Raw genomic sequence first — 25,471 nt, forward strand, 5'->3', positions numbered from 1 at the left:
AATTCAACCCCGTCTGAACCCGTGGACACCGCTTTATCGAGCAAGAGGGATCGATCGCGGTGCTCCGTCCGCGTCGGCAGCCGGGACGCGGTCCAGCCGTGCCGTCTCGGGGCAGCCGGAGTGGCTCGATTCCCGGCGATTCCGACCTGGCAAGTTCGGCGGTAAACCTGGTCGGCTGGGTATGGATCTTGCAATTCCTTTTCCTCTGTCGCACGCGATGGGATATTGCGGTTTATACTTGGGATAGGCTCCCGCTCGGCTCGCCCGGGGCTCTCCGAATCGCGTATGCTTCGACTCGGCCGTCGCGGCATCCGGTCTTCGAAGTCAGGCCGGGATCGCTCGGAACGAGGATTTTAGGTTTGTGCGACCACACCCCTTACGACTAGAATGAATCATGATCCGGGTGTAGATGTCATGGAAATGTTGCGATCGGTCTCAACCCCGGGATTACTATCCATGACCGCACGACTCGTGGCGCTTGATGAAGGTCCGGATATCGTCCTGGACCGTGCCATGGTCGTCGTCGGTCGACATCCCGCCTGCGATGCTCGGTTAGATTCCCTACGCGTATCACGCCATCATTGTTGCATGATGCAAGAGAATGGCGAAGTGGTGGTTCGCGATCTTGGTAGCACCAATGGCATCAGAATAAATGGCCAGCGCGTCGAGATGGGCCGGCTCAAGGCGAACGACGAGCTTTCGATAGCACATATTCGATATCGACTGGACACGGGTCAGGGGCACGATCAGACCCTCGCCGACGGTCCCGCCCCGTACTCATCGCCGCCGATCCCCTCGCCGGGGCCCCGCCTGCCGATGATCGACGGGAACGATACCGGCCGGGGCAACTCCAATCCGAATTCGGATGATCCCTTCCCCCTGAGTCCCTTCCCCGCCGAGGAGAACGCGCTGGCCGCCGCGGTCCGCAAGATCCTCCCGTCCTCGGTCGCCGAGAAATGCCGGATCCAGGTCATCGTCCAGATGGCCGGAGACGAGGCCCCCAACGGCGAGGCGGCAGCCCTGCTGGCCAAGCCCAGGCCGGATCCGGAGAATCCCGCGGGATGAGCTATCAGCTAGTCCCCGTCCAGCAGGGCCCCCAGCCCGTCATCTCCCTCCAGCGTCCGGTCCTGCTCATCGGCCGACACTCCGAGTGCGACGTCCGGATCAATCTCCCCAAGATCTCGCGTCGCCACTGCTGCCTGGTCATGGCCTATGATCGCATCTTGATTCGAGACCTCGGAAGTCATAACGGCGTCCGCGTCAACGGGCGGCCGGTCGAGGAATCCCGGCTCCGGCCCGGCGACGAGGTCGCGATCGGCCCGCTGATCTATCGGCTGATCGCCGAGGCGACGGCCCCGCCCGTCCCCGCCCGCGCCCGTCCCCGTCCCGGCGAAGGGGAGCCTGGGCTGGTGCCCATCGACTGATCATCTCGGCCGGGCCCCCATGGCCGATTCCGCGGCGCGTGCCCTTTTTCCGGAATGGTATGTGCGTACGAGGATCGAGGGGCCGCCTGGCCGCGGGATCGGTCCGCGGATGCGGGGACGGTCCCGTCGCCGTTTCGGGACGGCCTTCGTCTCGCGAGGGGACCACGATGCGACGCGCGATCACGACTCTTACCGCCGGGGCCCTGCTCTCCCTGGCGGCCTTCCCGGGCCAGGCCCGGGCCCAGTTCGGTTACGGCTATTACCCGGCCGGCTATGGCGGATATGGTTGGGGCGGCTGGGGGCTGGGGGGATATGGCGGCACGGCCGAGGGGGACATCGCCCGCGGCCTCGGCTATTTCAACATGGGCGCGGGCATCTACAACCAGGAAACCGCCGTCGCCAATTCGATCAACACCGACACCGCCATGCGGTGGAACCAGTATGTCTACGAGTCCCAGAAAGAGGGGACTCGCGAGTATTACGCGCGCAGGAACGCGGATATCGCCCGGGACAAGGACGCCTACGACGCGATGATGAAGCGGGTCCAGGACGAGCCGACTCCCCGTGACGTCGAGTCCGGCGACGCCCTCAACGCGGCCCTCGACCAGCTTTCCGACCCGCGGATCCACTCCTCCGTCCTGCGATCGGCCAACGAGTCGATCGACGCCAAGCTGATCCGCGATGTCCCCTTCCGGAGCGCGACCGAGGCCATCACGTTCAGCCTGGCCCAGCTCAAGGCCTCCTCCCAGTGGCCCGCCGTCCTCCTCGAGCCGCGGTTCGAATCCGAGCGTAAGGACTTCGAGGCGCTCGTGGACGAGGTCCGCAAGGAGAACGCGGAGAAGGGCGAGATCTCGCCCAGAACCCTGGCGGGGCTCCGGGGCGTGAATAGCCGGATCAAGGACAAGCTCGCGGCCATGCCCCTGCAAGACAAGGCCGAGAACCTCGAGGCCCAGAAGTTCGTGAAGACCGTCTCGGCGCTCACGCGGATGCTCGAGAAGCCGGACATCGACAAGGTGCTCGGCGAGCTCTCCAAGATCGAGAAGACGAGCGTCGGCAACCTGATCTCGTTCATGCAGACCTTCAACCTGAGGTTCGGGCCGGCCACCACACCCTCCCAGAAGCAGGCCTACGCCACGATCTTCCCGGAGCTGGATCGCACTCGCGACCGGATCGTCAAGGAAGCCCAGCTCGACGAGGAAGGTGCCGGCCGCGCGGGCAAGGCGAAGCTGCACGACTTCTTCTCGGCCATGGACATCGACCACATCGAGGGCCGCAGGCAGGCCCAGCCCAGCGGAGAGGATGCCGCCGCCCCGACACCGGCCCCTCCCAACCCCGGCGATAGCGGAGGGAACGTCCCGAAGCTGAAGGAGAATCGGCAGCCCAAGTGATCGCCGCAGCGGAGCTTGCTACAAGGCCGAATGGCCCGCCTGCTGGCTCTGTCTCCCGGAGCTGGACGGCGGGCCTTCGTCGTGGATGGATGACTCACCATGAGGACGTATCAGTCGGTTCGCCTCTCTTAACCGGCCTCGAACTCCGGTCGGAACTGCTTGCTGGCTCCCAGGCGATCCTCGAGGATCGCCTGGATCTGGTCCGTGTCGTTCGCCATGACGCGAAGAGAGCAGAGCGCGAGCGGCATCTTGATATGGAGTGTCGTGTGGTCTCGTCCCCACCACCACCCCAGGATGCTCTCCCAGGTGCTGAAACCGGTTACGCCCAGCAGACCGTGTTCTCGCAGCTCGAGTCGAGCCCATCGAAGGATCAAGCCGTAGTAAACAGCCATGAAGAGAGGCGAGATCTTCAGATCATCGGGAGAACCAGGAAATAGGAGGAAGCCGGCAACAGACATCCCAAGGGTGAGGAAACACAGGACGGGACCGAGGAGCCAGCTCCGCCCCGGACTGACCAAACGATAGAGGAGTCTTCCGCTCCGCTCCTGAAGTCGCTGTCGTGAGTTCCACATGACGACGATCACAACGAGCTGGACTGCGGAGACAGGGCACCAACGCAACAGCAATGCCGCGACGGCCGTCAGGATCATCAGGCCTCGGATGGTCCAGGAGACGCCATTCCTTGCCACGGTGATCCTCGTGCATCACGAAGGACTCTCCGCCCGCCGCGATTCCCACGGCAGCCCGATCTGCGGGATGACTCACCGGGGAGGCATCCCCGAATCGGGCAACCCCAGCGTCTTTCGGACCAGCCCCGGCAGGTGCTTCACCGGGATCGTCCCGTGGGCGAGGGCGGCTTCATGGTAACGGCCCAGGTCGAAGGACTCCCCCTGCTCTTTCTGGATCGCCTGGCGGAGGCGGTAGAACGCCATCCGGCCGACGAAGTAGGTGGAGAGCTGGCAGGACGACTGCTTGGAGCGGATGATCTTGCCGACGGCCTCCCCCTCGGTCTGATAGGCGCGGTTCATCAGCAGGTCCATGGCCTGCTCGTCGGTCATCGAGCCGGCGTGCATCTCGTGGTCGAGGATCGCGTTGACCACGGCCCGGAGGTAGAACTTGAGCTGGTTCAGCCGCAATCCGAGGTCGCCGTCCCCGAATCCCTGGTCGAGCATCATCTGCTCGGTGTAGACGGCCCAGCCCTCGGCGAAGGTCCCCGAGGAAAGGACCTTGCGGATCATCGACGGGCAGCGGTTGCTGTATTCGAGCTGGACGTAGTGCCCCGGGTAGGCCTCGTGGATGGTCAGGATCTTGAGCATCGCGCGGTTGTACTCGCGGAGCAGGCTATCGGCGCGGGCCTTCGTCCAGTCGGAAGGCGGCGGGCTGATGGCGTACTCGCTGGATCCGCGCGTGTCCAGCGGCGGGGCCGGGTTCAGGTAGGCGACGCTGTTCCCCCGCATGAACTCGGGCATTGCGATGATCCGGCACTGGTCGGGCTCGGGCAGGGTCAGGATCTTGCGGTCGCGGATGAACGCCTTGATCTCGCCGACGGTGGCACGGGCCTCGTCGACGAGAGTCTCCGCCGACCCGTGGTTGTCCGCGACCTTCTCGAGCACCCGGCGGACCAGCTCGCGGCGGCCTTCACGGTCGTCGGCCGGGATCACCTTGCCGGGGAAGAGCTTGCCCCAGGCCTGTCGCGCGATGACCTCCATCTCGCGCTGGACCCGATCGGCCTCGCGCCGCGCCTCCGCGAGGACCTCGTCGGCGCCGAGGCCCGCGTCGAGCTCCTGGTCCAGCTTCTTGACGAACTTCTCGCGGCCGATCCGCCAGTTCTCTCCGGCCCGGGGGAGGACCTCCTTCCTGAGGAACTCGACGTGGGCCTTGAGCGCCGGGACGAGCGCGGCAGCCTTCGCGCCCAGCGGGCCTTCTCCGGGCTTCTGCCCGGCGAGTTCGAAGAGATCCGTCGTGTAGAACGCCACGGCCCCCTCGGCCTGGCGGATGGCGGTCTCGGTGACGACCTTCGGCGGGACCTTGATCGTCGCGCGGGCGACGGAGAGGATCCGAGGGACCTGCTCGATGCGGGCCATGGCGTGAGCCAGGTTGAGGTCCTTCGGCAGCGACGACTGGGTGAGCAGGAGGTAGACGCTCGACGTCACATAATCGCCGTAGACGCGCGGGTCTTCCTCGAACGGCTTGAAGTTCTCGGTCAGCCAGATATCGCGGGCCAGGGCGCTCCGGAATATATCCAGGTCGACGCGGCCGTCGTCGGAGAGGCCCTTCGGGTCGACCTCGCGGGAGAGGGTGGCGAGGATGGACTGCTTGAACTCGAGATTGGCCTTCCGGGCCGCGGGGGTGATGTCGTCGAGCCGGTCGTCCTGCGAGTGATCGCCGAGCATGGTGGCGGTCATCGGCTCGCGGCGGAAGAGCTCCTTCAAATAGCCCTGGAAGATCGCATTCAGGCGATCGTCCCCGCCCGCCGACGGACCGGCCGTCTCGCCGCCCAGGGCCGCATTCGAGATCATGAAGAGCACCAGACCGGCCATCGCGACGAGGGGAAGACGCATCGAGGACAACTCCGCAAGGGCGGTGGGACATTTCGATCAAGGGCGGTATCCGCCGGATGCCGATTCTACTCGTCGAGGATCACGGCGGACACCGCCTGTCGGCGACACACGGCCTGGGTGGCGTTCCACGACGCCTCGCGGGGAGGCATGGAGGCATCGACCGGCGGGTTGAGCGTTGCCGAAACCCGAGAGGTTTGGGAAAATAGCACACGAGGCGCGGAGCCCTGCCGTGATCGACCCTTTAGCCAGGGAGACGATCGACGGCGCCGCGGAATCTGGGAGACCGATGGCCGCTTCGATGGCACAAGTACTTTTGATCCGCCCGGGCGCGACGATCTACGACGAACAGAATCGCGTCCAGGGCGTGCTGGACATCCCGTTGAGCGACGAGGGGCGGGCGAGGGTCTCTCGCCTGGCCGAGGAGCTCGCCGAGACACCCGACGCCGAGACGATCACCGCCCTTTATTGCGGTCCCGGAGAGAGCGTGCTGAAATCGGCGGAGATCATCGGCCGGGCCCTGGGGCTGCGGCCCCGGCGGATCGACGAGCTGAGGAACCTGGATCACGGCCTCTGGCAGGGCTTGCAGGTGGAGGAGATCCGGAGGCGGAACACCAGGCTCTTCCGCCAATGGATGGAAGATCCCCGGACGATCTGCCCGCCCCAGGGGGAGACCATCGAGGACGCGCTGGACCGGGTCAAGGCCGCCTTCAAGCCGCTGATCCGGCGGCATCAGGATGGCGAGCTGATCGGCCTGGTCGTGGGCGAGCCGCTGGCCCGCCTGGTCTCCTGCTTCCTCCGGAAGACGTCCCGCTTCCAGCTCGACGAACAGCTCCCCTGCTGCGGCTGCGAGCGGATCGACGTGCCCGCCGACCTGCTGGCCAGCGGATTCTCTTGACATTGACAATCGCCCGCGAGAACGGGAGTTTGAGGGCTCGCACCGGGCCGGAACAGGGGCGGCCACGCCGCCGGGAGAGCAGCGAGCCATGGCCAAGAAAGGCGGATCGGCGAATGCCTGGCAGGGGCATTCGGAAACCAAGCGGGTCCCCGAGGGAGTCTGGATGCGCTGCGACGGCTGCAGCGCCACGCTCTTCCGCAAGCAGGTGGAGCAGAACGCCAAGGTCTGCCCCGAGTGCAACTTCCACTTCCCGGTGACGGCCGTCGAGCGGATCCAGCAGCTCCTGGATCCGGACACCTACGAGGAGTGGTTCGCCGACCTGCTCCCGGCCGACCCGCTGGGGTTCGACGACCGCCGCCCCTATCCGGAGCGGATCAAGGCCGAGCAGGCCCGGACCGGGCTGCGAGAGGCGGCCCTGGTGGGCCAGGGATTCATCAAGGGGATCCGGCTGATCCTCGGGATCACGGACAGCAGCTTCATCATGGGCTCGATGGGCTCGGTCGTCGGCGAGAAGCTGACCCGGGCCGTGGAAGAGGCGATGAAGCAGCGCCTCCCGCTGGTGATCGTCAGCGGCTCGGGCGGCGGGGCCCGCATGCACGAGGGGATCTTCTCGCTGATGCAGATGGCCAAGATCTCCACGGCGCTGGGACGCTTCCGGTCCTCCGGGGGGCTCTTCATCAGCGTCCTGACCAACCCGACCATGGGTGGCGTGGCCGCCAGCTTCGCCTCGCTCGGGGACATCATCCTGGCCGAGCCGAAGGCCCTGATCGGCTTCGCGGGCCCTCGGATCATCGAGCAGACCGTCCGCGTCCAGTTGCCCGAGGGCTTCCAGACCAGCGAGTTCCACCTCGAGCACGGCTTCATCGACCGGATCGTCAACCGTCACGACCTGCGGAGCATGATCGCCCAGGTCATCAACTTCGCGGCGCCCTGATCATCCTCGCGGCCCCCTGATCATCGGCCGACGGCGCCGCCCCGGCCGTCCTGGCGGAGCAGCGTCAGGAGCCGGTTGTCCTGCGGGTAGGCATGCCCCCGGTACTGTCGGAATCCCTCGGCCCGCTCGACGCCGATCTCCGCCCCGCGATGGGCCGCCCACTTCGCCTGGCTGTCCAGGTACTCATCGATGCCGTGCTGGCGGAGCAGCCAGTTCCGCTGGCTGGCGTGGCAGGCGAGCATCTCCCGCTTGGTCGAGAAGACCCGCGAGATGTCCACGTGGAAGTCCACCGGCGCGGGGCGACCGTCGCGATCGGAGCCCTCGAGGGCATCCACGAAGTAAAGGTGCGGGATCCGCGCCAGCGGGCCGGCCGGATCCCATTGCCGGGTCGCATAGTTCGGGCAGGGCGCGGCGAAGCAGGCGTCGCGGACCAGCAGGCTGGTCATCTCGTGATCGCAGAGATAATCCACCGGAGGGGCCGTGAGGATCACGTCGGGCCGGGCCCTCCGGATGGCCTCGGTGACCCGCCGGCGGGAGTCGTCGTCGTTAAAGATGGCCAGGTCGCGAAACTCGAGGCAGACGTACCGGGCCCCGATCAGGGCCGCGGCCCTGGCGGCCTCGTCGCGGCGGATCGCGGCGATGGCCTCGCAGTCGTGCTCCGCGCTGCCGCAGTCGCCGGGAGTCATCGTGGCGATCGTCACCTCGCAGCCCGACTCCCGGAGCAGCGCGAGGGTCCCGGCGCACTGGAACTCGACGTCGTCGGGATGGGCATGGATGGCCAGGATTCGGATGTCATTCTGCATGGGAGATCCTCGAACGGGTGGCGATTCCGGCGGGCCGGGAACTCGCCCAGGTTAAAGGCCCTCGCGGCCCCCGCTCAACCCCCATCCCACCGTCAGATGCCGTAAAGTCGTTCCCCACTGATGGAAAAAATCGACCAACCGGAAAAATGTTCTCGCGTGCGCTAGACGACCTGTGTACATTAGCCACCAAAGGGCCACGTAGTGTTCGTCCGTGTCCCGCAGTTCGCATGCAGGGGCACATGCGAATAGAATGACATGACATATTGATTTGATTGAGGAGACCTCGAATGGCCAACCTGGAAGTCTTGACGCCGAAGCAGCGCGAGATTTACGGCTTCATCCGCAGCAAGATCCAGGGCCGGGGCTACGGCCCGACGGTCCGCGAGATCGGCGTGCATTTCCAGATCAAGAGCCCCAACGGGGTGATGTGCCACCTCAAGGCGTTGCAGAAGAAGGGGCTGATCCACCGCGAGCCGAACATGTCGCGGGCGATCCAGCTCCTGGAAGATCCGCCCACCGCGGCCGGTCATGCCGGGGTGAAGCTGGTGGGGCGGATCGCGGCCGGGCAGCCGATCGAGGCGATCGAGCAGCAGGACGAGCTGACGTTCTCCGAGTGGACCGACGCCACCGATCGGTTCGCGCTCCAGGTCTCCGGCGACTCGATGATCGAGGAGCACATCGCCGACGGCGATTTCGTGATCATCAAGAAACAGGAGCAGGCGCGGGACGGCCAGATCGTGGCGGTCCGGGACGACGAGGGGGAGGCCACGCTCAAGAAGCTCTTCCGCGACAAGAACCGCTTCCGGCTCGAGCCGGCGAACCGCACGATGAAGCCGATCTTCCGGGATCACGTGAACATCCTCGGCGTGCTCGTCGGGGTGGTCCGCAAGTACTGAGGATCGCTTGACGGGCCGCCCCCACGGGCCCATCATGGACGCCCGAACTCCAACCGCGACCGCCGAGGGATCTCGGCGGTCGCCGCCTTTCAGGAGGGGCGTCACGATCGTCGCCCGCAATGGACACGTCATGGAAGCGGACCCTTCGGCCCCGGCCGACCTCGTCAGGCTGTTCACCGACGGCGCATGCAGCGGCAACCCCGGCCCCGGCGGCTGGGCGTACATCCTCCAGCATCCGGCGACGGGCAAGGAGCAGAACGACTCCGGCGCGGAATGGGACACCACCAACAACAGGATGGAGCTCACCGGCCCCATCGAGGGCCTGGCGTCGCTGAAGCGCCGGTGCCGCGTCGAGCTCGTCACCGACAGCCAGTATGTCGCCAAGGGGATCACGGAGTGGATGGCGAACTGGAAGCGTCAGGGTTGGAAGCGGAAGGAGAAGGGCCAGCTCAAGCCCGTCATGAACTCCGACCTCTGGATGCGGCTCGATGAGCTCCTCGCCTCGCACGAGGTGAAGGTCACCCATGTCCTGGGCCATCGCGGCCATCCCGAGAACGAGGCGTGCGACCGCATGGCCGTGGAGGCGTACAAGGAGCTGAAGCGGAACGGGCGTTAGAGGCGGATCGCGCCGGCCGCGGCAGGGCCGGCCGTCGTACCGTACCGCACCGCGCCGGCTCCCGCGGGATGCATGGAATGCACCCATAATGGGACCTAAATGGCTCGTCCGATCGCCTCGCGGGCGCGGGTCATGAGCGGGCTATCGCCGGCCGACGGGCCGGGGATCTGGTAGAGCGCCGCGGCGGCGAGCGGGGCACGCCACCGCGGGTCCGTGGCGGCGAGGCATTCCTCCCAGATCGCGGCGCCGAACTTGTAATCGTGGCTGTCGGTGGCCCGGTGGAGGATCACCTTCCGGACGGCGGCGAAGAGTCGCATCGAGGAGCCGCCGCGGGAGAGGAAGTCGATCATCTTCGTCACGGCCTGATCGCGATGGCCGTCGAGCGAGGCGAGGATCGCGCCGATCGCCTCCTCGGACTTCGCCCGGTCGGTGGTCTCCGGGCCGACCGGGGGCTTCTCCGCGGAGGCCAGGCCGTCGATCTCCACACGGCCGGCGGCCCTCGAGCGGTCCCGATAGAGGGGTTGCCAGCCGATCGCCTGCAGGAGGGCCAGCTTCCGCGTCGTGTCGTCGCCGCTGGACTCGTGGATGTAGTGCAGCGCGTTGGTCGCGGTGGTGGCGTGGAGGCTGATGATGCCGGGGTTGCGCATCATCAGCTCGCCCGCGGAGAGGGCCGCCGCGTCCAGGATGGCACCCGGAGAGATCCCCTCGTTGAGGAGCTTCGCGGCCTCGGCCACGGCGGCCTCCGGGGTGGCCTCGCGGAGGGCCCGCAGGAGCGAACGGGTCGCGCCCGGGTCGGCCCGACCGACCTGCCAGTCGCGGCGGATCTTGGCGGCCTGCTCGAGGCTGGTTTCATACGGGCCGATCGGTGCGGGCTTGTCCCCCTGGAGGTCGAGCATGCCGTAGGTGAGCGACCGGAGGACGGGCTCGGCGTGCTCCCAGCCGATCGCCTGGAGGGTCCGCCAGCTCTGGGCCGCGAAGATCGCCTTGTGGCCGATATTCCGCTGGTCGCGGACGGCCATCCGCCAGACCGGCTCCATGGTCTCGGCCGAACCGGCGGACCGGCAGAGGCCGGCGATGGCCGCGTCGGCCGCCTCCGCATCCCAGGTCTCCATCGCGTGGAGGTATTCCAGCCTTGCCAGGTGGGGGGGCGGGATCCGCGAATCGTCGACCGGGCCGAGCGACCAGTCCCCTTCCTTCACGTCGGCGGCCTGCGACGCCTTGAAGTTGTCGAGCGCCCAGAACATCGGCAGCAGGCGATCGGCCAGGGGAGACGTCTGCGCCAGCAGATGGGCGGAGTTGATCACCATGACCGCGTGGAACTTGAAGCCGACGGGGCGCGGCTTGATGTTGCGGATGCCGGCGAGGAAGAGCGCCGCGAGCAGCGGCCGGTAGCCGAGCCCCGCCTTCAGTTCCTCGGCCGCGCGGTCGAAGATCCGGTCGCGAGGGGTCTCCTCGATCCATCGGACGACCGGCTCGATCTCCGGACGGAACCGGACGATCTCCGGATCCACCCTCGCCTCGGCGGCCGTCGCGGGCGTGATCGCGCGGAGGGCCTCCACCGGGCCGAGTCCCGCGCCGAGGCCGAAGGCCGAGGCGGCCTGGAGAAAGTCCCGCCGCGGGAGCTTGTCGCTCATGATGGTATCCCTTCGCGATGGGGGAGAGGTTGCGCGGGGAATGCGGTCCATCGGGATCGAATGGCGCTCATTCTACGCAGGTCGGGCGATCCCGGGATACCCCCGCTCCGGGACCGGCCCCGACGGATCTCGCCGGGCGGCCCGGCCTATCGGGCGGGCGCCGGGGCGGCCAGGTATCGCGGCAGGATCTCCGCAAGGCGATCGTGCGCGTCGAGCTCGGCGATCTTACCGGCCCTGTCGATCACGACCAGCGCCGGGATGGCGGTGACGCCCAGCCGTTCGACGAGCGGAGATTCCCAGGCCTTGCCGTCGTGGTACTGGGGCCACGGGAGGCCATTCTTCGCCACGAACGCGGCCATCTTCTCGCGGCCCTCGTCCCCCTCGTCCAGGTTCACGGCCAGGACCGAGAGGCCCTTGTCCTTGTACCGGTCGTTCAGCTCCTTGAGGGCGGGCATGCTGGCCACGCAGGGGCCGCACCAGGTGGCCCAGAAGTCGATCACGACGACCTGCCCCTTCAGGCCCCTGAGCGAGACGGGCTGCTTGCTCACGGCGTCCACGAACTCGAGATCGAGCGGCTTGCCGACGAGGTCGAGCGCGGCAAGCGCCCTGGCGGCGGACTTCGCGAGCGGCGAGTCGGGGAACTCCGCGGCAAGCCTCAGGAGGAGCGACTTCTTCAGCTCTTGATCCTTGACGGACATCGCGAAGCCGTTGAGCAGATTGGCGCCCATCGGGTCCTTCGGGTAATCCGCCAGGAAACGATCCACCTCCGGGAGCGCGGCGCGGGGATCGTCGGGGTGGGAGACCACGGTCGCGATGGCCTTCATCTGGCGGGCGGTCTTGCGTTGTCCCGGGTCCTTGAAGTGGGCCAGGGCCTGGTCGACCTCGGCGATGGTCGCCCCGGCCGTGGCCGGAGCCATCATCGTCTCGATCCAGCGCCCGATGAGCATGGCGGGGACTCGCGGGTGATCGGGATCGGCCCGGAAGAGCTCGAGGGCGAGCTCTCCCTTGCGGCGGGACGCCCGGACGGCCTCCTCGCGGTACACCTTGATGGCGTCCTTGTCCCCGCCCCTGGAGCGATCCAGGGTCGGGGCGAGGACGGCGTCGAAATCGGCGAGGATCTGGGCGGGCGACCGGGCCGGCCCGTCGGCGAGGGCGGCCGCGGTCAGGCAGTGGCAGAGGACGACGGTCCGGACGAGCGGGAGGTTCATGTCGGGCGGGCTCCGGTGGGGATGGCCAGGCGTGGCGGCTCAATACTGGTCGGCGCTGATGACCTCGCCGCCGTTGCGCGTCGAGAGTTTCTGCCAGACGCCCATGTAGGCGCCGTTCTGGAGCGTGAACCCGTAGTCGCCGGGGCCGACGTTCGAGTACATCTCCGCGTTCGCGCCGATGGGCAGCCCGTTGGAGACGGGCGTGGCGATCTGCCAGGAGTCGACCGTGTCCTTGATGAAGCGGACCGAGCCGTCCGCGAACGAGACGTTCACGCCCCCCGGGTGGAAGCTCATCGGGTTGCAGATGACCCAGTAGCTGGGCAGGCCCTTGTACTTCTTCCAGCTATTGGGCGGGAACCTGGCTTCGAAGACGCCGACGCTGGGGTCGCCGTCGTTCCAGTTGTGGTAATAGTCGGCGGACTTGGGATTGATGAAGCCGTGGCCGTTCTCGGAGAAGGCCATGGTGTTGCTGGTGCCGTCGGTGATCGAGGCGATCTTCACCGGCCCCTGGTCGACGATGACCCCCTTCTGGTACTGCGTGAGCGAGGGATCGGCGCCGAGCGTGGGGATGACCTGGAAGCCGTTGGCGTTCCACGGGCCGCCGCAGCCGGAGTAGTAGGTGCGGGCCTGAAGGATGGAGACCCCGGAGAAGCCGTAGATCGCGGCATCAACATTCGAGGGGGTACCGGCCGTGGGGTCGCTCGGGCAGAGGAGCATGGTGAGGCTCACCGAGGCCAGCGTGCTGTTGCACGGGGCGGCGTAGCTCCAGTTGAAATTTGCGGAGTTGTAGACGGCGCCCTGCTCGATGAATGGCGCCATGCGGACGAACTCCGAGAAGCCGAACTGCGAATTGCCCTGCTGGGTGTAGATATTGGCCGGGGGGTATGACCCGTTGGACGACTCGTAATTCGCCGCGGCCAGCCCGAGCTGCTTGAGGTTGTTGGTGCACTGCATCCGCCGGGCGGCCTCGCGGGCGGACTGGACCGCCGGCAGCAGCAGCGAGATGAGGACGGCGATGATGGCGATGACCACCAGCAACTCGATCAGGGTGAAGCCGCGACGACGCGGCTCCGGGGTCGGACGACGCAACATGAGAAGGGCTCCATGCGAACGGGGACGGGGTGATGGGAAGCGCGGGCGCCCCGGAGAGAGAGGGCGCCGCAGGAGTTCCGTGGGGAGGATCGAGGCGTCAGCGATTCGGCGAGGCGGCCTTGGCGGCCTTCGCCTCCTTGGCCCTCGCCTTGGCGTCGGCGGCGGCCTGCTTCAGGTCGGGCTTCGCGGTGCTGCGTTCGGGCATGTCGATCGTGCCGGCATTCCGCGAGGGCTCGTCGCCGCATCCGGCGATCGCGCCGAGGATCACGACGAGGGGGAGGATGAAGGCAGCGGGCGTGAATTTGCGTGGGCTCTCGGCGTTCATCGGGTGGCGTGGGCTCCTTGTCCCGGGGTTCTGGATTTGCGGTCTTTGATCCGTATCAGGCATCGACGGGGGGCCGACGATCGGAGAAGTCCCGCCCGCGAGGATTCCTCGGCGAGACGACGCGAGCGAGCTCGGCGAGCCGGCGGAGCGTCGGCAGCATTGCCCGCAGGGCACCGGCCTCGGCCGGATGGCGCTCGATGATCGCCTCGACGGCCCTCGCCTTTCCCCCCTGGAGCTGGGTCGTAATCTCCTCGGCCAGGCCCGCCAGCGCGGGATCGACGATGTCTTCGGGCGGTGGGCCGTCGTTCATAGCTCGAGACCTTCCAGTCCGGCGCGAAGCCGAACGAGTGCCCGATAGATGCGGGCCTCCGCCGCTCCGACCGTGCAGCCGAGTGCCTCGGCGATCTGGGCCGCGGGGAGCTGCTCGATGTGTCGCATGACCAGGATCTCCCGGTCCTTCTCCGCCATCGCCTGGAGCACGCCCATGACGCGTTCGAGCCGTTCCTGGACGGCCATCCGGGCGCTCGGGCTGGTGTCGTTGGCCACCAGGCTATGGCCGAGGGCCGAGGCCGAATCGTCCCACGAGATCGGCTCCGGCGCCTCGCGGCGGACGCTCCGCGCCTGGGCGATGACGTGCCGCCGGTGGGCGTCCACGACACGATCCGCCGTGAGCTGACGGAGCCAGCCGAGGAACGGCAGGGGCCGGTCGCGGAGATATTCGTCGAGCCGCTGCGAGGCGTCCGCCAGCGCGTCCTGGACGACGTCCGAGGGGTCGATCCGCGACGCCAGCCGGCGGTTCAGCCGCGCCCTGACCATCCTCCGGAGGTCGTCGCGATGCCGCTCCAGCAACTCCAGGCGTGCCGACGCGTCGCCGGACAGGGTCCTCTCGATCAGCGCATCCAAGGCCCCGACTCCCTCGGTGGTCATCGTCCTCTCCCAAGGCTTACCCCGCGGACGGAGGCGCGTCCTTACGCGGAATTTCTCGGATTCGGCGAGAAAGCCCCGGGGACGCCGTCAGGGTTGCGACGGCCGGTGGGCGGCCAGGGCTCGCTCGTCCAGCAACGCCTTGAGGCGTCCGGCGGTCAGCCGGGTGGCGGAATCCTCCGGGCCGACGGCCCGCCGCTGGGCCTCCAGCGTGGACCGAAGGAGGCGTTCGGCCTCGTCGGTCCGGCCCCGCGAATGGAGGAACTCGCCCAGCCTGCTGGAGACAAAGAGCGTGGACGGATGATCGGGGCCGACGACGCGCCGATGCGATTCCAGGACGCGGCGGAAGATCGACTCGGCTTCCCGGTCGCGGTGGAGCTTCGCCAGGACGTGGGCCAGGTTGTACTCCCCGGTGAGGCTGCCGGGATGATCCGGGCCCAGGACCTCGCGATTGGTCTCGAGGGACTCGCGGAAGATCCTCTCGGCCTCCTCGTCCTTGCCCCGCTTCTCCAGCACGGCGGCCAGGTTGTTCAGGGCGGACAGGGCCGCCGGGTGCTTGCGCCCGCGGAGCGCGGTCGCGTCGTCGATGGTCCGCCGCAGGATCGCCTCGGCCTCGTCGAGCCGGCCGCGGCGGCGGAGCAGGTCCCCGAGGTCGTTGCGGGCCGAGAGGACCACGTCGGGCGAGACCCCGGGCGCGGCGTCGCCGACGGCCAGGATCCGGCGATACTCGGCCTCGGCCTCCTCGCCCCGCCCCCGGGTCGAAAGCAACTCGGCGAGGTAGCCGGACGCCTGCAGCGCCGTCGGGGAATCCGCGCCGAGCCGCCGGCGGGAGCGGTCGACGGCGTCCATGAGCAGCGGCTCGGCCTCGTCGAGGCGGCCCAGGTGCGCCAGGACATGGCCGAGTTCGGCCTCGCCCTCGAGCATCTCGTCGGCCGGCTCGCCCGACAGGCCGCGGAACAGGTCGTGGGACAGGCGGAGATGCCGCTCGGCCGTCGCGTAGTCGCCGATACCGTGATACGCCTTGCCGATCGCCAGCCGGACGGCGGCCTCGACGTCGGGCTGTCCCACGAAGGCCGGGCCCACGTCCGTCGAGGCGCGGTCGAGCGCCTCGCGGATCGTCGTGCGGCCCCCGTCGGGGTTGATCTCCGGCGAGGCCTGGCCGAGCAGGCGATCGACCAGGAAGCGATGGACGGCCGCGAGCTTGGCCGCCTCGAGGCGGGTCGCCCGTTCGGAGGCCGCGAGCAGCCGCTCCTGGCGGGCCGACCGTCGCCAACCCCAGGTCACGGCGGCGAGGCCCAGGATCAGGGAGGCGGCCAGCGCCGCGATCAGCGACGCGGTGATCGGCTTGCGGCGGCACCAGCGCCAGGCCCGGGCGGCGGGGCCGACCGGCCGGGCCGCGATCGGCAGGCCATCCAGGAACCGGCGAAGGTCGTCGGCCAGTCGGCCGGCCGTCTCGTAGCGCTCGGTCGGGCCCTTCGCCATCGCCTTGCCCACCACCGTCGCCAGGTCGACCGGAACGCCCGGATTGAGGCGACGGATCGGGGCCGGCTCCACCTCGGCGATCCGGCGGAGGATCTCTTGCCGATCGCCCCCCTCGATCGCCGGCCGAAGCGTCAGCAGCTCATAGAGCGTCACCCCCAGGGCATAGATGTCGGTCCGACGGTCCACCAGGGCTCGACGCCCCAATGCCTGCTCGGGGCTCATGTAGCGAAGCGTGCCGGGGAGGCCGCCGGTCATGGTGAGCCCGGCCCCCCCCTGGACGTCGGCCATCCCGAAGTCGACCACCCACACGTCGCCCCGATGGTCCAGCAGCAGGTTCGCCGGCTTGATGTCGCGGTGGGTTACCCCCTGCTCGTGCGCGTAGCCCAGCGCCTCCGCGATCTCGACGCCCAGCCTCGCCACGGTCCGGACGTAGGACGGTTCGTGGATCGATCCGTGGGCGACGGCCACCGATCGGACCGCCTCCCGCACCGCCCCCGGGGCGAACCGCCCGGACAGCAGGCCGCCGGCCAGGGCGTCGAGGGCCGAGGCCTCGGATCCCGCACCGCCCCCGTTGCGGTCCAGGCTTCGCATCGTGGCGATCAGGTCGGCCAGGCTGCCCCCCTCCACGAGCTGCATCGCATAGTAGGGGACGCCGTCCGCCAGCCCGACGTCGTAGACGGGCACGATCCGCGGATGCTGGAGCAGGCCGGCGACGCGGGCCTCGAGCTGGAACCGCTGGAGCGACTGCGAGTCCAGCGAGGCCGCCGTCAGCAGGACCTTCAGGGCCACCCGCCGCCCCAGCGCCGACTGCTCGGCCTCGTAGACGATCCCCATCCCCCCCCGGCCGATCTCGCGATCGATCCGGAAGCCGCCGATCTCCCGCCCCCTGGCGATGCTCGCGGAGTCGCCCCGCCCCAGCATCGCCAGGTCGAGCAGGATGGGGGCCATCCTGCGGATCTCGTCGGCCCATGCCGGGTGCTCGCCCGCCGCCGCCTCGACGTCGATCGTGCCGCCGCCCTGGAGCCGCTTCAGCAGGTCCTCGAAGAGCCGCGCCAGGCCCGGATCGATCTGTCCCGATGACGACGACGGGCCGACGTTCGCGTCGGCCCGAGCTCGCCCCTCATCGAGCACCTGATCCGGCATCGGGATGGACTCCGACGGCGATCCCCCGGCCGTCTCCGCGGGCCCTCCTCCCGCGCGGCGAACGGGGATCCGGCGCGATCGAAGGTGGCTCGAGATCGTCGGGCGGTCGACCCGCCCTCGAGCCGATACCAGCATACCGGAGCGCCTCGGATTCTATCCAGGCCGGGGCCGGGGGCCGGCGAGCCTCAGCCCCCCTCGGGGCGGCCGGCGGCGGTCCACGTCTGCTGGAGCTGGTTGATCTTGTTGTAGAGCGTCTTCAGGCTGATGCCGAGCTCCTTGTGGGCGGCGACCTTGTTGCCGTTGTGCTTCTCCAGGACGGCCTGGATGTAGCTCATCTCGACGTCGCGGAGGGTCGGCGACCCCTCGGGGATGGCGAAATGAGGCGAGCCGATCGCCGCGTGGGCCGGGGCGGCCTGGGCGGAGCGGCCGGACCTGGCCGGGAGCTGCGCGGGCAGGTGCTCGGGGAGGATCGGGCCGCGGCCGGCGAGGATCGCCGCCCGCTCGATGGCGTTGGCCAGCTCGCGGATATTCCCCGGCCAGTCGTGGGAGGACAGCATGTCGAGCGCCTCGGGGCTGATCTCGATGTGGCCCGTCCCCCGCCTCGACGTGTACCGGGTCAGCAGGTGGCGGCAGAGCGCCGGCAGGTCGGCCTTCCGCTCGCGGAGGGGCGGCAGGATGATCTCGAACGTGTTCAGGCGGAAGAAGAGGTCCTCCCGGAAGAGGTCGGTCTTCACCATCTCGCGGAGGTCCCGATTGGTCGCGCAGAGGACCCGCACGTCGACTCGGAACGGCTCGTTCTCGCCCACGCGGCGGATCTCGCCGGACTCCAGGAAGCGGAGCAGCTTGACCTGCACGCTCTTGTCCAGCTCGCCCACCTCATCCAGGAACAGGGTGCCGCCGTTGGCGACCTCGAAGAGCCCCTTGCGGTTGGACTCGGCGCCGGTGAAGGCCCCCTTGCGATGGCCGAAGAGCTCGCTCTCGACCAGGTTCTCCGGCAGGGCGCCGCAGTTCACCGGGATGAAGGTCCGCGAGGCCCGCTCGCTCTTGTCGTGGAGGTTGCGGGCGACGAGCTCCTTGCCGGTGCCGGTGTCGCCCAGGATCATCACCGTGGCCTCGGTCGGCGCGATCGTGTCGATCAGCCGATGGACCTGCTGCATGGACGGCGTCTCGCCGATCAGCATCGGCGTCCCCTCGGCGATCTTCAGCCGGGTCTCGAGCGCGGCGGTCTTGTTGGTCAGGTCCCGCCGCTCGACGATCCGCTGGAGCAGGACCTCCAGCTCCGCCCACTTGCACGGCTTGGTCAGGTAGTCGAACGCGCCCAGCCTCAGGGCCTGGACCGCCGTGTCCACCGTGGCGTGGCCGGTGAGGATGATCACCTGGGTGTCCGGGCTGACCTGCTTGACCTGGTTGAGCACCTCGATGCCGGTGATGCCGGGCATGCGGATGTCCAGCAGGGCGGCGTCGAACGACCCCCGCTCCAGGGCCTTCAGCGCCGCGGCGCCGTCGGGGCAGACCACGACCTCGTGGCCGAGCCGCGGCAGCTCCATCTGCATCAGGTCCCGGAGGTGCGCCTCGTCGTCGGCGAACAGGATCCGCAGGCCCCCCTGGCGTGACTTCTCGATCATCGATCCCTCCCTGAATCGGCCCGCGTCTCCCGCCGGTTTCCTTCCCGGCGCCCCGGCCGCCCGATCCGTTCGCAGTCTATCATGATCATATCGTGTTCGGAATCGACCTCAGCCGGCGGCCGCCAGCACGGCGCCCCGGGTCGCGGGCGACTCGCGCGGGGGACGCCCCTCGTCGACCTCGGACGGGTGGATCGGCAGCCGGACCTTGAAGGTCGAGCCCTGCCCCTCGCCGGGGCTGCTCGCCATGATCTCGCCGTGGTGCTGGCTGACGATCCGATGGGTGATCGACAGGCCCAGGCCGGTCCCCTTCCCCACCCGCCGCCGGGTGAAGAACGGCTCGAAGATGTTCTCCAGGACGTCCGCCGGCATCCCGCAGCCGCTGTCCGCGAACACCATCTCGGCCATGCCGTGGCCGTAGCGCGCCTCGATCCGGAGCACCCCGCCGGTCTCCATGGAGTCCAGCGCGTTGACGACCAGGTTCAGCACCACCTGCTTGATCTCCTGGCCGTCCACGTGGGCCATCACCGCCTCCTTGGGCTGGAAGGCGATCGTCTTGCCCCGGTACTTGCCGATGTGGCGGATCATGTCCACCACCCCCTGGATCAGGCCCACCATGTCCGTCCGCTCGCGCTGGATGTCGTTGCAGCGCGAGAAGTCGAGGAGCTTCTCGGTGATGTTCTTGCACCGGAACGCCTCCTCCTGGATCATCTTCAGGTAGTTCTGGATCACCCTGTGATCAGGATGGTCCGAGCCGCTGAGGAGCCCCCCCACGCGGTTCTCCAGCGCCTCGGAGCAGAACGCGATCGAGGCCAGCGGGTTGTTGATCTCGTGCGCGACGCCCGCCGCCAGGAACCCCACCCCGGCCAGCCGCTCCGAGCGGACGAGCTGCCGGCTCCGCTCGTTGACCTGCTGCTCCAGGTCGGCGTAGGTCATGCTGATCTTCGCCGTCATGTCGTTGAAGGCCTCGGCCAGGTCCTGCATCTCGTCGCCCGTGTTGAGCTCGATCTTGTAGTCGAAAGAGCCCCGCGCCACCCGCCGCACCCCGCGCTGGAGGAGCCGCACCGGGTAGAGCACCCAGTGGTGGAAGAGCAGCATCAGGACCGCGAGCATCGCCATCACCATCAGGGCCGACGTCCAGACGATCGCCCGGCTGGTCAGGTATTGCCCCTTGGAGAGGACCAGGATGTCGTTGAAGTCCCCGAAAAGCTCCTTGGGCAGGAGCATCACCGTGCGGTTGAGGCGGGCCAGGCGAGACTTCAGGTCGGTCGCCGGCTCGATCTGGGGGAGCAGGTCGGGTCGTTCCTTCACGTAGTAAGTCGTGCCGGGCAGGATCGGGCCGGCCGCCTTCTCCGGCGAAAGCTCGGCGAGGATCGCGGCCAGGTCGTCATCGATCCGGAAGGCCAGGCCGAGCTCGTCGAGCCCGCTGTTGGCACGGTTGCCCCGAAGCGTGTTCTGCTTGAGCAGCCGGAAGTACGTCAGCAGGGCCTCGCGTGCCTCCAGGACCCGGCCGGCAAGCTCCGCTCGCTCCTCGGGTGTCCCCTCGCCGTGGAGCTGGAGCCGGAAGACGCGGTCGATCAGGTCCACCGAGGCCCCCATCTCGACGAGCTGATCCGACTGGGTCAGGTAGCTAATGTGGAAGGAATGGAGGCCGAAGGCGGAGCCCGCGAGGAGGATGAGCATCATCCCGACCACCACGCTCAGTCCGGCGACGAGCTTGATGCGAATGGGCCATCGGACCATGACGACCTCCCTGTCGTTCGGTTGGGCTGCGGTGTGGTGCTGGGGCGGGTGCCCGGGACGGGTGTCTCCGGGCGGCCGCCGGAGCTTATACCAGAAGTCGCCCGATGGCTCAAACCGACTCGGCGGGATTCCACGGCCAGGTTCCTGCTCGAGTCCGAGGGAAAGGATGGAATGGCAGACAGGAATGTCTGCCCCCCGGAGGACAGGCATTCTTGCCTGTCACGTAGTAGGCGTTCTTGCCTGTCACGTAGTAGGCGTTCTTGCCTGTCACGTAGTCATCCCCACCGTTGAGCCGTGACAAAGCCCTAGGGCAACAGCTCCCAGGAATGCGTGAAAAGGGCCACGGCGAACGTCGCCATCAGGAGGGCCGCGACCGTCGCCCGGAGGGCGCGGACCCTCCTCTGGAAGGCGGGCTCGCCGCGAGGGTTGGCCTGGAGGCCGCGGAGGAAGTCGATCCGGCTGGCGATGCTCCCGTGCCGCCACGACCTGGCCCGGATGTCCAGGCCGTTGTGGCGAGCCACGCAGGAGAGGGCATCCGTGAAGACCTGGATCCCCACGGGGCAAAGGCCGTCCAGCGGGCGGGGCCGTCCCTCCGCGGGCGGCGAGCCCTCCTCATCGAAGTCGAAGTGCGGGGGACAGTCGGGGTCGCCGCAGGAGACCACCTTGCAGCCGAAGACGTCCGCCTGCCGCTCGAACCGTCGCGAGAGGTGCCCGAAGACCAGCCAGAAGAACACGCCGGCCGCCGCCAGCAGCAGCCCGGCCTCGGCGATCTCGGTCGCCTGGGAGACGTCGGAAGGGTCGATCCACGGCAGCCCCGCGACCCACGCCTCGGGGATCGAGATCGCCCCGGCCGCCAGCGAGATCAACGCCAGGCTCCCCATGAAGAAGAAGCCGAAGTAGGGCAGATGGCGATGGGCCACGTGGCCGACCTCGTGGCCGAAGACCGCGGCCACCTCGGCCGGGCTGAGCGAGTCCAGGAGCGCGTCGCTCAGGAGCACGTAGCGGAACCACGGCAGGACCCCGGTCACGCAGGCATTGACCATCATCCCCCCTGTGTCCCAGACCAGGAAGTCGGTGAACCGGAACCCCACGCGCCTCGCCACCCGCTCCAGGCGGCGGCGGAGCGGGCCGTCGGGGAGGCTCCGCGTCGGCCAGGCCAGCCGGATGAACAGCGGCGAGGCGAAGAGGATCGAGAGCCCCAGGCAGGCCAGCTCGATGGGCTCGGCCGCCGGGTGCCGGTGCCAGCCGGGCCAGAGCCGGCCGAAGACGTCGTGCCGGAGCACGAAGATCAGGATCACGGGGAGCGTCAGCCCGATCGCCTGTCGCGACTTCAGCGTCAAATACGTGTGCCAGGGGGGGCAGTTCCGGGCGCCGTGAAGCGCCCGCTCCGCCAGGTAGAGGCCGCTCCAGGTCGCGAGCTGGATCAGCAGGAACGGGGCGAAGATCGCCAGGTCGTCCACCAGGATCGAGCCCTCGAGCTTCCAGTTGGAGAGCACCAGGCCCGACCAGCCCACGCCGTGGATGATCCAGGCGTAGATGCCCAGGCCCGCCATGGTCAAGAGCCGCGACCCCTGGATGTATCGCCGGAAGACCCGCCCCGAGGCGTAGCCGGCGTGGGCCACGCGGGACGCCACCCAGCCCCCCAGCCCGAACGACATCACCGCGATCAGGAGCACCCCGCCGGCGGCCTCCAGGATGCGGAACGGCACGAGCGAGCCCGGGACCTCGGGACCGGGCAGGTCGATCCCGAAGGCGATGAGCAGGGCGATCAGCAAGGAGATCGGCATGTCTGGTGTTCGCTCGCGACGGCCCCGCGGCGGGCCGGCAACCGAAGGGAGTCCATCAAGGTCAGTTCACCCACATGCGCAACATTACGCCGTCTTCAAGCCCCCTCCGAGGCCCCGACGACCACGATCGCGACCGGGAACGACTCCGGCTTCGCCTCCCCCTTGACGGCCAGGCTCAGGGGGACGACCACGCGCCAGGTGTTCTTCTGGTCGTCGTGGATCATGGCCGGCGCCTTGGCGTCCGGCGCGGCCGACAGCATGAACAGGATCGCCGGATGGCTCGTCCCGGCCGCCTCCGCGCTCTGGGTCTCGAACTGCTTCTTCGCCAGGACGGCGACCGATCGATCCTTGGCCGCCGGCAGGAGCAGCGAGTAATCGCGGAACGGGCTGACCCCCAGGTGGTCGCCGTTGACCGGCTGGAGCCCGTAGCGGACCGTGTACAGCCCCTTCGGGATCGCCTGGTCGCGGTAGTCGTGCCCCTCGCCGTCGAACCGGATCGCGCCGATCAGCTCGCTCTCGGCCAGGAACGGGAACTGGATGTTCCCCTTCGGCGCCTCCGGCTTGGTGGCGGCGGGGATCTCCTTGCGGAGCCAGAGCGTGGCCAGCGGCTTCCCTTCCGGATCGGAGACCTTGTAGCCCCGCGGGTTCAGGGCGGAGGCGACGTCGGGCGCCAGGCCCGCCGGCGCCGCCTCCGTCGATTCCTCGACCTTGAAGGCATCCTGGGCGATCGACACGCCCGCCCCCAGGGCCATGATCACGCAGAACGCACCCGCTCGCATCGATCGCATCATTGAACGCCTCTACGCTGTCATCTTCAGGTTGACGCGGCGGCCGCAGCCCGGGCCGCCTCAGAGGGCGAAGCGGCCCACGAAGCTGCTGCGGCAATTCGGGTCGCTCCAGCGAGAGGGGAGGCCCTCCCCCTTGAACTCGTGGCCCAGCGTGTAGGCCGGCTGCGCCTTGACCCCCTGCGACAGGGGCTGATAGGCGATGACCTCGTTGCCGCAGAAGTGGTCGGTCTCGTCCAGCGGCCGGGTGACGATCTGCGCCAGGCCGGCGGCCCAGAACGACGCCCGCGGGGCCTGGGGCATGCCGTGGGCCTTGTGCACCGAGTCGGCCTCGGACGCGGCGTGCTCCTCCAGCTTGAGCGTCATCGACGCCGTCTTCACGGCCCGGATGTTCTTCAGGCGGGCGCCGCCGAGCTCTCGGGCCATCGCCGCCAGGGCCTCACGCTGCTCGGGGCTGGCCTTCCGGTCCAGGATCAGGATCGCGGAGGCCGCTTCCTGACGGTCCTTCGAGAACGTCGTCGTCCCCTCGACGGCCGCGGCCACGCAGAGGCCCGTCAGGTCCACGCCCTTCCACGCGCCTTCCCGCACCTTCCAGGCGAGGACCGCCTGGTGCCCCGTCGTGAAGATCTCGGAATTGGAGATGCACGGCCCGGTGAACACGTCGGCCGTCCGCGCCTCGACATAATCCCCCTCGAGCCCCTCGGCCCTGGCGGTTGCGCAGGCGAGGAGCAAGGCACCGCAAAGGGCTGCCGGCGAATACCGCATGATGCAAGGCTCCTTGGTGGGAAGGATGAGCTGGGCGAGTCTCGACGCTGTCCTGGTCCGAATTATCCGAGCCGTGCCGCCGACAAGTCAAGGCGCGCCGACGTCGGCCGGCTCGTCCTGGCGGATCGGCCGGGCCGGACTCCGGCCGGACGGGATCCAGCGGTCGGTTCCCCGGGAGGACTCCTTCGCCCGCGGCCGGGGTGGATCGTCCTCCGGCGCGATGGGGTCGGTTCCGGGGTCTTCCCCCCGATCGGCGACCCGCGTGGGCGACCTCGGTATCGGCTTCGACCGGGGGACCGGGCGGACCTCGGGCGGCGTGTCCTTCTCGTTGTCCCGGAGCGAGAGCTGCGTCTGCGGCGCGCCGGGGAGGTTCGCCCGCAGCTCCTGGTAGGCGGCCTCGAGCTGGCTCCGATCCTCCTGGAAGGCCACGACGGAGGTCTCGAGCTCCCGGTTGGCATCCTCGAGCCGGGCCAGCCGCTTGCCGTCGTCCACGGCCCGCTCCGCATAGTCCTCGTTCTGGGTCCGGAGCGCGAGCACCTGGTCCTTGAGCCGGGCATTCTCCGCCCGGACCTCCTGGCTGAACCGCCGGCATTCGGCGACTTGCGAGCGCGTCGCCAGCGAGCAGCCCGCCTGCGCGGCCGAGAGCGAGGCCAGCAACGCCGCCAGGGCGAGCCGCCTCCAACCCGGTTGTCCATGCGCGCGGGCCACTCTTATCCGAGCTCCTTTCGCGGGCGATCGCGATTTGATCGCCGTGATCGGGCGATGGCCGGACCGTGAAAAGACATGACGTCGGCTGCACCACCACGCCGACGGCCGGCGGGAAGGGCGTTGACGGACCCGGTCCGAGGATCCACGGCATCACTACCCCAGAACCGGACTTCGGGCAAGGCCAGTCTCGGGACCAGGATCGACCACCACCTTCCCCACCAATCCAGCCCCGGCCATCGCGGGGAGGAGCCGTCCCGACGCCGGATTCGTCCTCCGGCCGGGGCGGAGCCTCAACTGTCTCTCCCGCTCCCCTTCGTCGGCATAGGCCCACCTCCCGACGTGATCCCCCCGCGCCGTCGATTTGGCTTCGTTCGTCGCATAAAGGCTCTTGAATGCATCCCGGATTTCCTTCCCTGCAATCGACTTGCGGCGTCTCAGACGGCACGCTTGTGGTCCCATTATTCTCATTTCCGTAGGCCCCCGGCGACGACTCCGGGTCGGGCTCACCCGGTTGACGGACCGAGCCGGCTCCGACCGAGGGAGCCCCCCTCCCCTTGCGGAGCCGGCAGAGCTCGTCGAGGACCTCCATCAGCTCCCGGCTCATCGCCGCGACCTCGCGCCTCGGCCCTTCGAGCTCGGCCTCCGCCAGGAATGCCGCATCGTCGTCGCGGCCAGCCGCGTCCGCATCACCGTCCAGGGCCTCGATCCGCCCGAGCTCGTCGTCGATGACCCGCAA

General features: G+C 68.7%; 24 protein-coding genes. 8 read left to right on the top strand and 16 right to left on the bottom strand.

Annotation, left to right across the window (positions count from 1 at the left end; genetic code table 11):
• Window positions 1–456 precede the first annotated feature (456 nt).
• From G6O54_RS26015 to G6O54_RS26025, 3 genes are all read left to right on the top strand, one after another.
• On the top strand, window positions 457–1,065 hold the full coding sequence (locus tag G6O54_RS26015; RefSeq protein WP_165229786.1) for an FHA domain-containing protein: 609 nt from the start codon (window positions 457–459) through the stop codon (window positions 1,063–1,065).
• On the top strand, window positions 1,062–1,424 hold the full coding sequence (locus G6O54_RS26020; RefSeq protein ID WP_165229789.1) for an FHA domain-containing protein: 363 nt from the start codon (window positions 1,062–1,064) through the stop codon (window positions 1,422–1,424). Before G6O54_RS26015 ends, G6O54_RS26020 begins: the two co-directional genes overlap by 4 nt.
• A 167-nt stretch (window positions 1,425–1,591) precedes the next feature.
• Window positions 1,592–2,812 carry a hypothetical protein gene (locus tag G6O54_RS26025; RefSeq protein WP_165229792.1) on the top strand — a complete coding sequence of 407 codons (1,221 nt, stop codon included), beginning with the start codon at window positions 1,592–1,594 and terminating at the stop codon, window positions 2,810–2,812.
• A gap of 128 nt (window positions 2,813–2,940) precedes the next feature.
• On the opposite strand, the gene G6O54_RS26030 is transcribed toward G6O54_RS26025, so the two are convergent.
• Both G6O54_RS26030 and G6O54_RS26035 read right to left on the bottom strand, forming a co-directional pair.
• The gene (locus G6O54_RS26030; protein WP_165229795.1) at window positions 2,941–3,204 is read right to left on the bottom strand and encodes a hypothetical protein; all 264 of its coding nucleotides are present in this window, start codon (window positions 3,202–3,204) and stop codon (window positions 2,941–2,943) included.
• 369 nt (window positions 3,205–3,573) lie between these two features.
• A complete protein-coding gene (locus tag G6O54_RS26035; protein ID WP_250847090.1) occupies window positions 3,574–5,373 on the bottom strand; it encodes a DUF885 domain-containing protein in 1,800 nt (599 codons plus the stop codon).
• Between the two features lie 298 nt (window positions 5,374–5,671).
• On the opposite strand from G6O54_RS26035, the gene G6O54_RS26040 reads away from it, so the two are divergent.
• Together G6O54_RS26040 and accD are read left to right on the top strand one after the other, a co-directional pair.
• Window positions 5,672–6,268: a histidine phosphatase family protein gene (locus G6O54_RS26040; RefSeq protein WP_165229798.1), complete on the top strand. Its 597-nt coding sequence runs from the start codon at window positions 5,672–5,674 to the stop codon at window positions 6,266–6,268.
• Between the two features lie 88 nt (window positions 6,269–6,356).
• Entirely contained in the window at window positions 6,357–7,202 is an 846-nt protein-coding gene (gene accD, locus G6O54_RS26045; protein ID WP_165229801.1) for an acetyl-CoA carboxylase, carboxyltransferase subunit beta, read from the top strand.
• Window positions 7,203–7,222: 20 nt separating this feature from the next.
• Here accD and G6O54_RS26050 read toward each other — a convergent pair whose 3' ends face one another.
• A complete protein-coding gene (locus tag G6O54_RS26050) occupies window positions 7,223–8,005 on the bottom strand; it encodes a PIG-L deacetylase family protein (RefSeq protein ID WP_165229804.1) in 783 nt (260 codons plus the stop codon).
• A 287-nt stretch (window positions 8,006–8,292) separates the two neighbouring features.
• Here G6O54_RS26050 and lexA point away from each other — a divergent pair, with 287 nt between their 5' ends.
• Together lexA and rnhA are read left to right on the top strand one after the other, a co-directional pair.
• Window positions 8,293–8,901, top strand: coding sequence for a transcriptional repressor LexA (gene lexA / locus G6O54_RS26055; RefSeq protein ID WP_165229807.1), 609 nt, complete (start codon window positions 8,293–8,295; stop codon window positions 8,899–8,901).
• A 130-nt stretch (window positions 8,902–9,031) separates the two neighbouring features.
• Window positions 9,032–9,517 (top strand): ribonuclease HI, encoded by a 486-nt coding sequence (gene rnhA, locus G6O54_RS26060; RefSeq protein WP_165229810.1) that lies wholly within the window; start codon window positions 9,032–9,034, stop codon window positions 9,515–9,517.
• Window positions 9,518–9,612: 95 nt separating this feature from the next.
• Here rnhA and G6O54_RS26065 read toward each other — a convergent pair whose 3' ends face one another.
• The 13 genes from G6O54_RS26065 to G6O54_RS26125 form a co-directional block, all read right to left on the bottom strand.
• Entirely contained in the window at window positions 9,613–11,151 is a 1,539-nt protein-coding gene (locus G6O54_RS26065; RefSeq protein WP_165229813.1) for a hypothetical protein, read from the bottom strand.
• A gap of 146 nt (window positions 11,152–11,297) precedes the next feature.
• The gene (locus tag G6O54_RS26070; RefSeq protein ID WP_165229816.1) at window positions 11,298–12,359 is read right to left on the bottom strand and encodes a TlpA disulfide reductase family protein; all 1,062 of its coding nucleotides are present in this window, start codon (window positions 12,357–12,359) and stop codon (window positions 11,298–11,300) included.
• Between the two features lie 39 nt (window positions 12,360–12,398).
• Window positions 12,399–13,451, bottom strand: a complete 1,053-nt coding sequence (locus G6O54_RS26075) for a DUF1559 domain-containing protein (RefSeq protein ID WP_165229862.1) — start codon at window positions 13,449–13,451, stop codon at window positions 12,399–12,401.
• Window positions 13,452–13,548: 97 nt separating this feature from the next.
• Window positions 13,549–13,776 (bottom strand): hypothetical protein, encoded by a 228-nt coding sequence (locus G6O54_RS26080; protein WP_165229819.1) that lies wholly within the window; start codon window positions 13,774–13,776, stop codon window positions 13,549–13,551.
• Window positions 13,777–13,831: 55 nt separating this feature from the next.
• Complete coding sequence (locus G6O54_RS26085; RefSeq protein ID WP_165229823.1) at window positions 13,832–14,086, bottom strand: hypothetical protein; 255 nt, start codon at window positions 14,084–14,086, stop codon at window positions 13,832–13,834.
• Window positions 14,083–14,703: a sigma-70 family RNA polymerase sigma factor gene (locus tag G6O54_RS26090; protein ID WP_165229826.1), complete on the bottom strand. Its 621-nt coding sequence runs from the start codon at window positions 14,701–14,703 to the stop codon at window positions 14,083–14,085. The genes G6O54_RS26085 and G6O54_RS26090 overlap by 4 nt, the downstream gene beginning before the upstream one ends.
• 87 nt (window positions 14,704–14,790) lie before the next feature.
• Entirely contained in the window at window positions 14,791–17,325 is a 2,535-nt protein-coding gene (locus G6O54_RS26095; protein ID WP_165229829.1) for a serine/threonine-protein kinase, read from the bottom strand.
• A gap of 185 nt (window positions 17,326–17,510) precedes the next feature.
• Window positions 17,511–18,950, bottom strand: coding sequence for a sigma-54-dependent transcriptional regulator (locus tag G6O54_RS26100; protein WP_250847091.1), 1,440 nt, complete (start codon window positions 18,948–18,950; stop codon window positions 17,511–17,513).
• Between the two features lie 108 nt (window positions 18,951–19,058).
• Complete coding sequence (locus tag G6O54_RS26105) at window positions 19,059–20,690, bottom strand: sensor histidine kinase (RefSeq protein ID WP_165229832.1); 1,632 nt, start codon at window positions 20,688–20,690, stop codon at window positions 19,059–19,061.
• 305 nt (window positions 20,691–20,995) lie between these two features.
• On the bottom strand, window positions 20,996–22,477 hold the full coding sequence (locus tag G6O54_RS26110; RefSeq protein WP_165229835.1) for a M48 family metallopeptidase: 1,482 nt from the start codon (window positions 22,475–22,477) through the stop codon (window positions 20,996–20,998).
• Between the two features lie 95 nt (window positions 22,478–22,572).
• Window positions 22,573–23,256 carry a hypothetical protein gene (locus G6O54_RS26115; protein ID WP_165229838.1) on the bottom strand — a complete coding sequence of 228 codons (684 nt, stop codon included), beginning with the start codon at window positions 23,254–23,256 and terminating at the stop codon, window positions 22,573–22,575.
• Between the two features lie 69 nt (window positions 23,257–23,325).
• Window positions 23,326–24,027 carry a DUF1326 domain-containing protein gene (locus tag G6O54_RS26120; protein ID WP_165229841.1) on the bottom strand — a complete coding sequence of 234 codons (702 nt, stop codon included), beginning with the start codon at window positions 24,025–24,027 and terminating at the stop codon, window positions 23,326–23,328.
• An 87-nt stretch (window positions 24,028–24,114) separates the two neighbouring features.
• Window positions 24,115–24,735 carry a hypothetical protein gene (locus tag G6O54_RS26125; protein ID WP_165229844.1) on the bottom strand — a complete coding sequence of 207 codons (621 nt, stop codon included), beginning with the start codon at window positions 24,733–24,735 and terminating at the stop codon, window positions 24,115–24,117.
• Between the two features lie 511 nt (window positions 24,736–25,246).
• Here G6O54_RS26125 and G6O54_RS26130 point away from each other — a divergent pair.
• Window positions 25,247–25,471, top strand: a 225-nt coding sequence (locus G6O54_RS26130) for a hypothetical protein (protein ID WP_165229847.1), incomplete at its 3' end; no start/stop codon positions are given.

It is taken from the genome of Aquisphaera insulae, assembly GCF_011064615.1.
In the GTDB taxonomy this organism is placed as follows: Bacteria; Planctomycetota; Planctomycetia; order Isosphaerales; family Isosphaeraceae; genus Aquisphaera; species Aquisphaera insulae.

Bases quoted from the DNA above. Each gene is read 5' to 3' on its own strand.
- G6O54_RS26015 (WP_165229786.1), top strand. From the start codon at position 457: ATGACCGCACGACTCGTGGCGCTTGATGAAGGTCCGGATATCGTCCTG.
- G6O54_RS26020 (WP_165229789.1), top strand. From the start codon at position 1,062: ATGAGCTATCAGCTAGTCCCCGTCCAGCAGGGCCCCCAGCCCGTCATC.
- G6O54_RS26025 (WP_165229792.1), top strand. From the start codon at position 1,592: ATGCGACGCGCGATCACGACTCTTACCGCCGGGGCCCTGCTCTCCCTG.
- G6O54_RS26030 (WP_165229795.1), bottom strand. From the start codon at position 3,204: ATGGCTGTTTACTACGGCTTGATCCTTCGATGGGCTCGACTCGAGCTG.
- G6O54_RS26035 (WP_250847090.1), bottom strand. From the start codon at position 5,373: ATGCGTCTTCCCCTCGTCGCGATGGCCGGTCTGGTGCTCTTCATGATC.
- G6O54_RS26040 (WP_165229798.1), top strand. From the start codon at position 5,672: ATGGCACAAGTACTTTTGATCCGCCCGGGCGCGACGATCTACGACGAA.
- accD (WP_165229801.1), top strand. From the start codon at position 6,357: ATGGCCAAGAAAGGCGGATCGGCGAATGCCTGGCAGGGGCATTCGGAA.
- G6O54_RS26050 (WP_165229804.1), bottom strand. From the start codon at position 8,005: ATGCAGAATGACATCCGAATCCTGGCCATCCATGCCCATCCCGACGAC.
- lexA (WP_165229807.1), top strand. From the start codon at position 8,293: ATGGCCAACCTGGAAGTCTTGACGCCGAAGCAGCGCGAGATTTACGGC.
- rnhA (WP_165229810.1), top strand. From the start codon at position 9,032: ATGGAAGCGGACCCTTCGGCCCCGGCCGACCTCGTCAGGCTGTTCACC.
- G6O54_RS26065 (WP_165229813.1), bottom strand. From the start codon at position 11,151: ATGAGCGACAAGCTCCCGCGGCGGGACTTTCTCCAGGCCGCCTCGGCC.
- G6O54_RS26070 (WP_165229816.1), bottom strand. From the start codon at position 12,359: ATGAACCTCCCGCTCGTCCGGACCGTCGTCCTCTGCCACTGCCTGACC.
- G6O54_RS26075 (WP_165229862.1), bottom strand. From the start codon at position 13,451: ATGTTGCGTCGTCCGACCCCGGAGCCGCGTCGTCGCGGCTTCACCCTG.
- G6O54_RS26080 (WP_165229819.1), bottom strand. From the start codon at position 13,776: ATGAACGCCGAGAGCCCACGCAAATTCACGCCCGCTGCCTTCATCCTC.
- G6O54_RS26085 (WP_165229823.1), bottom strand. From the start codon at position 14,086: ATGAACGACGGCCCACCGCCCGAAGACATCGTCGATCCCGCGCTGGCG.
- G6O54_RS26090 (WP_165229826.1), bottom strand. From the start codon at position 14,703: ATGACCACCGAGGGAGTCGGGGCCTTGGATGCGCTGATCGAGAGGACC.
- G6O54_RS26095 (WP_165229829.1), bottom strand. From the start codon at position 17,325: ATGCCGGATCAGGTGCTCGATGAGGGGCGAGCTCGGGCCGACGCGAAC.
- G6O54_RS26100 (WP_250847091.1), bottom strand. From the start codon at position 18,950: ATGATCGAGAAGTCACGCCAGGGGGGCCTGCGGATCCTGTTCGCCGAC.
- G6O54_RS26105 (WP_165229832.1), bottom strand. From the start codon at position 20,690: ATGGTCCGATGGCCCATTCGCATCAAGCTCGTCGCCGGACTGAGCGTG.
- G6O54_RS26110 (WP_165229835.1), bottom strand. From the start codon at position 22,477: ATGCCGATCTCCTTGCTGATCGCCCTGCTCATCGCCTTCGGGATCGAC.
- G6O54_RS26115 (WP_165229838.1), bottom strand. From the start codon at position 23,256: ATGCGAGCGGGTGCGTTCTGCGTGATCATGGCCCTGGGGGCGGGCGTG.
- G6O54_RS26120 (WP_165229841.1), bottom strand. From the start codon at position 24,027: ATGCGGTATTCGCCGGCAGCCCTTTGCGGTGCCTTGCTCCTCGCCTGC.